Raw genomic sequence first — 8,366 nt, forward strand, 5'->3', positions numbered from 1 at the left:
ACGGTCGAGGCATGGCGGTGCGTTGAGTGAGGCTCGTCGCAAGCTGACGCGGGGTGGCGGCCTTGGCGGGTGTGGGCGAGGAATAGGCTGGTATAGACGCTGCGTGGAGTGTGCACGCGGAGCAAGCTTGATATTCATCAAGGAGAGCGCGGGGGAGTGCTGTCTACCATCGGCTCACATTCGCAGCATCAAGCAGATAGCTCATGAAGTCCCTTCTTTCTTTCGCAGCTGGCACCAGAAGCGCATGGGGGCTCGGCTTTGTCCTGCTGTTGGCGCTGATGCTCAGTGTCTCCACCCTGCAGGCCAAGGACTACGAGGTCGAGCAGCCGCGTATCGAACAGTTCTTCCCAGGCGCCAGCGTCTCGGCCGCCGAAGGCGATTACCAGGTCCGCACCCTCTCGAAGGCTGACGAGGTGCTGGGTTATGCCTTTCAGACCATCAACGTGGTGGACATTCCGGCCTACTCCGGCAAGCCGATCAACATCCAGGTGCTGCTGGACCCCCAAGGCGTGATCGTCGATGCCTATGTGCTCGAACACCACGAGCCGATCCTGCTGGTCGGCATTCCGATCGAGAAACTGCACGCATTCACGGCCAAGTACAAGGGCATCAAGGTCGACCAGCGGGTCGTGGTCGGCCACTCCAGTGACGAGAAGGCGGTGACCATCGATGCGGTCACCGGCGCGACGGTCACGGTCATGGTGGTCAATGAAACCGTCATGCGCGCCGCTCGCGATGTTGCCGTGTCGCTTGGGCTGGTGGAGGACAAGGCCGGGACCGCGCAAAAGCCGGCGACCGTCCGCCAGGATTACTACGAGTCTGCGACCTGGAGCGAGCTGACCGGCAACGGTGCGATTCGCCGCCTGCACCTGACCTATGGCGACATCGACAAGGCGTTCAAGGGCACCGAGGCCGAAGGCATCGACGAAGCCGCCCCGGACGCCGTCGACGAGCCCTTCATCGATCTCTATGCCGCCGAGATCAATCCGCCGACCATCGGCCGCAACCTGCTCGGTGAGAGCCAGTACCAGTCCCTGATGGAAGACCTGAAGCCGGGCGAGCACGCGGTCGCGGTGATGGCCAGCGGCGACTACTCGTTCAAGGGCTCGGGCTATGTGCGCGGCGGCATCTTCGATCGCGTGCAGCTGCGCCAGTTCGGCAACGTCATCAGCTTCCACGACCGCGACTTCCAGCGCCTCGACGACGTCTACGCCGAGGGCATCCCGGACTTCGGCGAGATGGCCATCTTCATTGTCCGTCAGCATGTGGCCTTCGATCCGGGCTCGCCCTGGACGCTGGAGCTGCTCGTGCGCCGTCAGACCGGCCCGATCAGCGGTGTGTTCACCAGCTTCGAACTGCCGTACCAGATGCCCGAGCAGTACATCGAGTGCCCGCAGCCGACTGCCGAGGAACTGGCTGCCGCCGAGGAGGCCAACCGGCCGGTGTGGGTCACCATCTGGTACCAGAAGTCGTTCCAGATCGGCGTGATCCTGGTCGCCCTGGCACTGCTGACCGTCATCCTGTTCCTGCAGGACACCTTCACTCGCCGCCCGCACTTCATGCACTGGCTACGCCGTGGCTACCTGGTGTTCACCGTGGTGTTCATCGGCTGGTACGCCCTCGGGCAGCTGTCGGTGGTCAACGCGCTGACCTTTGTCCATGCGCTGTTCCAAGACTTCCGCTGGGAGCTGTTCCTCACCGACCCGGTGATCTTCATTCTCTGGACCTTCACCGCCGCCAGCATTCTGCTCTGGGGGCGTGGCGTGTTCTGCGGCTGGCTGTGCCCCTTTGGCGCCCTGCAGGAACTGATCAACGAGGCCGCGCGCAAGCTGAAAATCCCGCAATACGAGCTGCCGTTCGCGGTGCATGAGCGGCTCTGGGCGATCAAGTACATCGTGCTGCTGGTGCTGTTCGGCATCTCCCTGGAGTCGATGATGATGGCCGAGCAGGCCGCCGAGGTCGAGCCGTTCAAGACCGCCATCACCCTGCATTTCGATCGCCAGTGGTGGTTCGTCGCCTACGCGGTGGTGCTGCTGCTCATCAACATGTTCACCCGCAAGGTCTACTGCCGTTACATCTGCCCGCTGGGTGCGGCGCTGTCGATCAGCAGCAAGGTCCGCCTGTTCGACTGGCTCAAGCGCCGCCCGGAATGCGGCAGCCCCTGCCAGCTGTGTGCCAAGGAATGCGAGATCCAGGCGATCCACCCCGATGGGCAGATCAACCACAACGAGTGCCACTACTGCCTCGATTGCCAGATGACCTATCACAACGAAAACAAGTGCCCGCCACTGATCCTGAAGAACAAGCGCGCCAAACGCGGCAAGAAAGCCCCGGCCGGCCCAACGCTGATTCCCGTAGTGCAAGTGGTAGATCCGCAGAGCGGCACGCCTGGTCGCGAACGCTCGCAACCGATCGTTTGACCTGTCCGTACACGATAAGGAGCAACACCCCATGAGCGACAAGAGCAAGCACACCCCCGAAACGCTGGAAAAGAGTGGCTTTAGCCGCCGTGGCTTCCTCGGCGCCAGCGCATTGACCGGCGCCGCTGTAGCCGCCACCGCCTTCGGCGGAGCAGTCATGAGCCGTGAGACCTGGGCCGCGGCGGTCAAGGACGCGCAGCAGAAAATCCACGTCGCACCGGGCGAACTGGACGACTACTACGGCTTCTGGAGCGGCGGTCACCAGGGCGAAGTGCGCGTGGTCGGCGTGCCCTCGATGCGCGAGCTGATGCGCATCCCGGTATTCAACGTCGATTCCGCCACCGGTTGGGGCCTGACCAACGAAAGCCGCCACATCATGGGCGAGAGCGCCAAGTTCCTGAACGGCGACTGCCACCATCCGCACATCTCCATGACCGACGGCCAGTACGACGGCAAGTACCTGTTCATCAATGACAAGGCCAACAGCCGCGTCGCACGCATCCGCCTCGACATCATGAAGTGCGACGCCATGCTCACCATTCCCAACGTCCAGGCCATTCACGGCCTGCGCCTGCAGAAGGTGCCGCACACCCAGTACGTGTTCGCCAACGCCGAGTTCATCATTCCGCACCCCAACGATGGCAGCTCCTACGACCTGCAGGCCGAGAGCAGCTACACCATGTTCAATGTCATCGATGCCGAGAAGATGGAGATGGCCTTCCAGGTCATCGTCGATGGCAACCTGGACAACACCGACGCCGACTACACCGGCAAGTACGCCGCCTCCACCTGCTACAACTCGGAAAAAGCCACCGACCTGGGCGGCATGATGCGCAACGAGCGCGACTGGGTGGTGGTGTACAACATTCCGCGCATCGAGGCGGCGATCAAGGCCGGCAAGTTCAGCACCATCGGCGACTCGAAAGTGCCCGTGGTCGACGGCCGTGCCGGCTCAGAGCTGACTCGCTACATCCCCGTGCCGAAGAACCCGCACGGCTGCAACACCTCGTCCGACGGCAAGTACTTCATCGCCGCCGGCAAGCTGTCACCCACCGTCACCATGATCGAGATCGCCAAGCTTGATGATCTGTTCGACGACAAGCTGAAGGATCCGCGCGACGTGGTCGCCGCCGAGCCGGAGCTGGGTCTGGGCCCGCTGCACACGACCTTCGACGGTCGCGGTAACGCCTACACCACGCTGTTCATCGACAGCCAGGTGGTGAAGTGGAACATGGCCGACGCGGTGCGCGCCTACCAGGGCGAGAAGGTCAACTACATCAGGCAGAAGCTCGATGTGCAGTACCAGCCGGGCCACAACCATGCCTCGCTGACCGAGACCCGTGACGCCGACGGCCAGTGGCTGGTGGTGCTGTGCAAGTTCTCCAAGGACCGCTTCCTGCAGGTCGGCCCGCTGCACCCGGAAAACGACCAGCTGATCGACATTTCCGGCGAGGAAATGAAGCTGGTGCACGACGGCCCGACCTATGCCGAACCGCACGACTGCATCCTCGCGCGTCGCGACCAGATCAAGACCAAGAAAATCTGGGACCGCAACGATCCGTTCTTTGCGCCTACCGTGGAAAGGGCGAAGAAGGACGGCATCAACCTGGAAACTGACAACAAGGTCATCCGCGATGGCAACAAGGTGCGGGTGTACATGACCTCCATGGCTCCGACCTATGGCCTGACCGAGTTCACCGTCAAGCAGGGCGATGAGGTCACCGTGACCATTACCAACATCGACCAGATCGAGGACGTGTCCCACGGGTTCGTCATGACCAACCACGGCGCGAGCATGGAGATCAGCCCGCAGCAGACCTCGTCCATCACCTTTACCGCCGACAAGCCCGGCCTGCATTGGTACTACTGCAGCTGGTTCTGCCACGCGCTGCACATGGAAATGGTCGGCCGCATGCTGGTCGAACCGGCGTAACGTGACCGGGCGGGAGCGCACGACCGGCTCCCGCCCATCCCCCTGCCTGGAAGCTGAAAAGGAACAACGCGGTGCTCAGGTCTCAGGCGACATCCAGGCTTCAACCGCTGGCAGCGCTGCTGCTGGCCCTGTTCGGCGGGGTGGCCCAGGCGGCCCCGCAACCCATTTCAGCCCTGCCGCTCCAGGCGGAAGGGGGCAACCGCTGGCGCTTACCGGCCGGCGAATACAACGGTCGGTTCAGCATCGACCAGCCCATGCAGCTGCGCTGCGAGCCTGGCGCCGTGCTGCAGGCGCAGGGCGAGGGCAACGGCCTGCTGATCGAGGCGTCCGATGTCACCGTCGAAGGCTGCACATTGCGTGACTGGGGCCGCGATCTCACCGCGATGAACGCCGCCATCTTCATCCAGCCAAAGGCGCAGCGCGTGGTGATCCGCGACAACCGGCTGCGTGGCCCCGGCTTCGGTATCTGGGTCGACGGCTCGAAAGACGTGAGCCTGATCGGCAACCAGATCGAAGGCGACACCAGCCTTCGTTCCCAGGACCGCGGCAACGGCATTCACCTCTACGCCGTGAGCGGCGCGCGCATCATCGACAACCAGGTGCGCAACACCCGCGATGGCATCTACATCGATACGTCCAACGGCAATCACATTGAAGGCAACGTGCTGGAGGATCTGCGTTACGGGGTGCACTACATGTTCGCCAATGACAACAGCGTGATCGGCAACGTCACCCGTCGCACCCGTACCGGCTATGCGCTGATGCAGAGCCGCAAGCTGGAGGTCATCGGCAATCGCTCCGAGGGCGACCAGAACTACGGCATCCTGATGAACTACATCACCTACTCGACCATCCGCGACAACGTCGTCAGCGACGTGCGCAGCGGCGCCACCGGCGACAGCATGATCTCGGGCGCCGAGGGCAAGGCGCTGTTCATCTACAACTCCTTGTTCAACACCATTGCCGGCAACCGTTTCGAGAAAAGCGCGCTGGGCATCCACCTGACTGCGGGCTCGGAAGACAACCGCATCTCTGGCAACGCCTTCATCGACAATCAGCAGCAGGTCAAGTATGTGGCCACCCGCACTCAGGAGTGGTCCATCGACGGTCGTGGCAACTACTGGAGCGACTACCTGGGCTGGGACCGCAACGACGACGGCCTGGGCGACGTCGCCTACGAGCCCAACGACAACGTCGATCGTCTGTTGTGGCTTTACCCGCAGGTGCGGCTGCTGATGAACAGCCCGAGCATCGAGGTGCTGCGCTGGGTTCAGCGGGCCTTCCCGGTGATCAAGTCGCCCGGCGTGCAGGACAGCCATCCGCTGATGCGCCTGCCCACCGAAAAACCCCTAACCGCAAAGCAGGAACCAACGTCATGAACGCCGTCGAGATCCAGGGCGTAAGCCAGCGTTACGGCAGCATGACCGTGCTGCATGATCTGAACCTGACCCTCGGCGAGGGCGAGGTGCTGGGCCTGTTCGGCCACAACGGTGCCGGCAAGACCACCAGCATGAAACTGATCCTCGGCCTGCTCACGCCCAGCGAAGGGCAGGTGCATGTGCTCGGTCGGGCGCCGCAGGATCCCGAAGTCCGCCGCCAGCTGGGTTATTTGCCGGAGAACGTGACCTTCTATCCGCAGCTCAGTGGCCGCGAGACGCTGCGGCACTTCGCTCGGCTCAAAGGCGCGGCAGTGAAGCAGGTGGACGAACTGCTGGAACAGGTCGGGCTGTGCCACGCTGCCGAGCGCCGGGTGAAGACCTATTCCAAGGGCATGCGCCAGCGTCTCGGCCTGGCCCAGGCGCTGCTCGGCGAGCCGCGCCTGCTATTGCTCGACGAACCCACGGTGGGGCTCGATCCGATCGCAACCGGCGACCTCTACCAGCTGATCGACCGGATGCGCCAACGCGGCACCAGCATCATTCTCTGCTCGCACGTCTTGCCCGGCGTCGAAGCGCACATCAATCGGGCGGCGATTCTGGCCATGGGTCAGTTACAGGCGGTCGGCAGCCTGGCGCAGCTGCGTATTGAGGCGGGGCTGCCGGTGCGCATTCGCGCCAGTGGCATCGACGACAGCGCCGGCTGGTTGCAGCGTTGGGGAGACGCGGGCCATAGCGCACGTTCGCTGGGTGAACACAGCGTCGAGGTATCGGCCATCAATGGCCACAAACTGCCGCTGCTGCGCGAATTGCTGGGCGAGGGCGAGCCGGACGACATCGAAATCCATCAGCCATCGCTGGAAGACCTGTATCGCTACTACCTGCAGCGCGCCGGCGATGTCCGCGCGGCGGAGGGCACGTTATGAACCCGATCTGGAACATCGCCCGCAAGGAATTCAGCGACGGTTTGCGCAACCGCTGGCTGCTCGCCATCAGCCTGCTGTTCGCCGTGCTGGCGGTGGGCATTGCCTGGCTCGGCGCCGCGGCCTCCGGCCAGCTGGGCTTTACCTCGATTCCGGCGACCATCGCCAGCCTGGCGAGTCTGGCGACCTTCCTGATGCCGCTGATCGCACTGCTGCTGGCCTACGACGCCATTGTCGGCGAGGACGAGGGCGGCACCCTGATGCTGCTGTTGACCTACCCGTTGGGGCGCGGGCAGATCCTGCTGGGCAAGTTCGTCGGTCATGGGTTGATCCTGGCGCTCGCGGTGTTGATCGGTTTCGGCGGCGCGATGCTGGCCATCGCCGTGCTGGTCGAGGACATCGAAATCGGCCTGCTGCTTTGGGCGTTCGGCCGCTTCATGGTGTCCTCGACCCTGCTCGGCTGGGTGTTCCTGGCGATGGCCTATGTGCTCAGTAGTAAGGTCAGCGAGAAATCCAGCGCGGCCGGGCTGGCGCTCGGCGTGTGGTTTCTGTTCGTGCTGGTGTTCGACCTGGTCCTGCTGGCGTTGCTGGTACTCAGCGAAGGCAAGTTCAGCCCCGAAGCGCTGCCCTGGCTGCTGCTGCTGAATCCGGCCGACATCTACCGTTTGATCAACCTGTCCGGCTTCGAGGGCGGCAGTGCCATGGGCGTGCTGTCGCTGGGTAGCGAGCTGCCGCTGCCAACCGCCGCGCTCTGGCTGTGCCTGTTGCTGTGGGTGGGTGTGTCACTGCTGCTGGCCTATGGCGTGTTCCGCCGTCGTCCCGCATGACCATGAGAAGGAAACTGTAACGATGAATGCCCTATACAGAGTGTCACGCGCCCTGATCACCGCTGCGATGGTGCTGGGCCTGGCCGGTTGTAATGAGGCCGAGCAGAGCGAGCAGCTGCTTGAGCCGGTGGCCTTTCACAGCAGCGATGAATGCCATGTCTGCGGCATGGTGATCAGCGATTTCCCGGGGCCCAAGGGGCAGGCGGTGGAAAAGGGCCGGGTCCGTAAATTCTGTTCCACCGCGGAGATGCTCGGCTGGTGGCTGCAACCGGAAAACCGCATGCTCAACGCCAAGCTCTACGTGCACGACATGGGCCGCTCCACCTGGGAGCAGCCTGATGACAAATTCCTGATCGACGCCACCAGCGCCTACTATGTCGCGGGTACGCACCTGAAGGGGGCCATGGGCGCCGTGCTGGCGACCTTCGCGAAGGAAGAGGACGCCCAGCGGCTGGCCGCCGAGCAGGACGGGCGGGTGCTGCGCTTCGATGACATCGACCAGTCGGTGCTGCAACCGGCGGCCGCGATGATCTCCGGCATGACCGATCACCAGGCCCGCGCCGGCCACTGAACGACTGGCCCGCGTGGACCGCACAGACACAACTTGAACGAGGTATTTGCAATGATGGGTATCAGTATCTGGCAACTCCTGATCGTGCTGCTGATCGTGGTCATGCTGTTCGGCACCAAGCGCCTGCGCGGTCTGGGCACGGATCTGGGTGGCGCGATCAGCGGCTTTCGCAAATCCATGAGCGACGGAGAAGGCGCAGCGCCGGGCGACACGGCCAAGCACGAACTCAAATAAGGCTTTGGTGGGGTTCTTTCGTAGGCGCGAGCGTGCTCGCGATCATCGTTCGGCATCTGCCTGCTGCCGGTTTCCCGTATGA

General features: G+C 63.4%; 7 protein-coding genes. All 7 read left to right on the forward strand.

Translation table 11 applies throughout. From position 1 onward, the window contains the following. The first annotated feature begins 203 nt into the window (after positions 1-203). The 7 genes from nosR (at position 204) to tatA (ending at position 8,284) form a co-directional block, all read left to right on the forward strand. Complete coding sequence (gene nosR / locus NA637_RS23390) at positions 204-2,420, forward strand: transcriptional regulator NosR (RefSeq protein ID WP_256074895.1); 2,217 nt, start codon at positions 204-206, stop codon at positions 2,418-2,420. Positions 2,421-2,451: 31 nt separating this feature from the next. Beyond that, positions 2,452-4,353 (forward strand): TAT-dependent nitrous-oxide reductase, encoded by a 1,902-nt coding sequence (gene nosZ, locus NA637_RS23395; protein ID WP_256074896.1) that lies wholly within the window; start codon positions 2,452-2,454, stop codon positions 4,351-4,353. 71 nt (positions 4,354-4,424) lie between these two features. Beyond that, a complete protein-coding gene (locus NA637_RS23400) occupies positions 4,425-5,732 on the forward strand; it encodes a nitrous oxide reductase family maturation protein NosD (protein WP_256074898.1) in 1,308 nt (435 codons plus the stop codon). Next, the gene (locus tag NA637_RS23405; protein ID WP_256074899.1) at positions 5,729-6,655 is read left to right on the forward strand and encodes an ABC transporter ATP-binding protein; all 927 of its coding nucleotides are present in this window, start codon (positions 5,729-5,731) and stop codon (positions 6,653-6,655) included. The genes NA637_RS23400 and NA637_RS23405 overlap by 4 nt, the downstream gene beginning before the upstream one ends. Beyond that, positions 6,652-7,479: an ABC transporter permease gene (locus tag NA637_RS23410; RefSeq protein WP_256074900.1), complete on the forward strand. Its 828-nt coding sequence runs from the start codon at positions 6,652-6,654 to the stop codon at positions 7,477-7,479. The genes NA637_RS23405 and NA637_RS23410 overlap by 4 nt, the downstream gene beginning before the upstream one ends. A 22-nt stretch (positions 7,480-7,501) precedes the next feature. Then, positions 7,502-8,050, forward strand: a complete 549-nt coding sequence (locus NA637_RS23415) for a nitrous oxide reductase accessory protein NosL (protein ID WP_256074901.1) — start codon at positions 7,502-7,504, stop codon at positions 8,048-8,050. 54 nt (positions 8,051-8,104) lie between these two features. Further along, positions 8,105-8,284, forward strand: a complete 180-nt coding sequence (tatA, locus tag NA637_RS23420; protein WP_423836761.1) for a twin-arginine translocase TatA/TatE family subunit — start codon at positions 8,105-8,107, stop codon at positions 8,282-8,284. Positions 8,285-8,366: the final 82 nt, after the last annotated feature.

Origin of the sequence: Stutzerimonas stutzeri (genome assembly GCF_024448935.1) — a bacterium.
GTDB classification, from domain to species: Bacteria; Pseudomonadota; Gammaproteobacteria; order Pseudomonadales; family Pseudomonadaceae; genus Stutzerimonas; species Stutzerimonas stutzeri_AO.

Excerpts from the sequence above, each read along its gene's own strand:
- nosR (WP_256074895.1), top strand. The coding sequence starts at position 204 with ATGAAGTCCCTTCTTTCTTTCGCAGCTGGCACCAGAAGCGCATGGGGG.
- nosZ (WP_256074896.1), top strand. The coding sequence starts at position 2,452 with ATGAGCGACAAGAGCAAGCACACCCCCGAAACGCTGGAAAAGAGTGGC.
- NA637_RS23405 (WP_256074899.1), top strand. The coding sequence starts at position 5,729 with ATGAACGCCGTCGAGATCCAGGGCGTAAGCCAGCGTTACGGCAGCATG.
- NA637_RS23410 (WP_256074900.1), top strand. The coding sequence starts at position 6,652 with ATGAACCCGATCTGGAACATCGCCCGCAAGGAATTCAGCGACGGTTTG.
- NA637_RS23415 (WP_256074901.1), top strand. The coding sequence starts at position 7,502 with ATGAATGCCCTATACAGAGTGTCACGCGCCCTGATCACCGCTGCGATG.
- tatA (WP_423836761.1), top strand. The coding sequence starts at position 8,105 with ATGGGTATCAGTATCTGGCAACTCCTGATCGTGCTGCTGATCGTGGTC.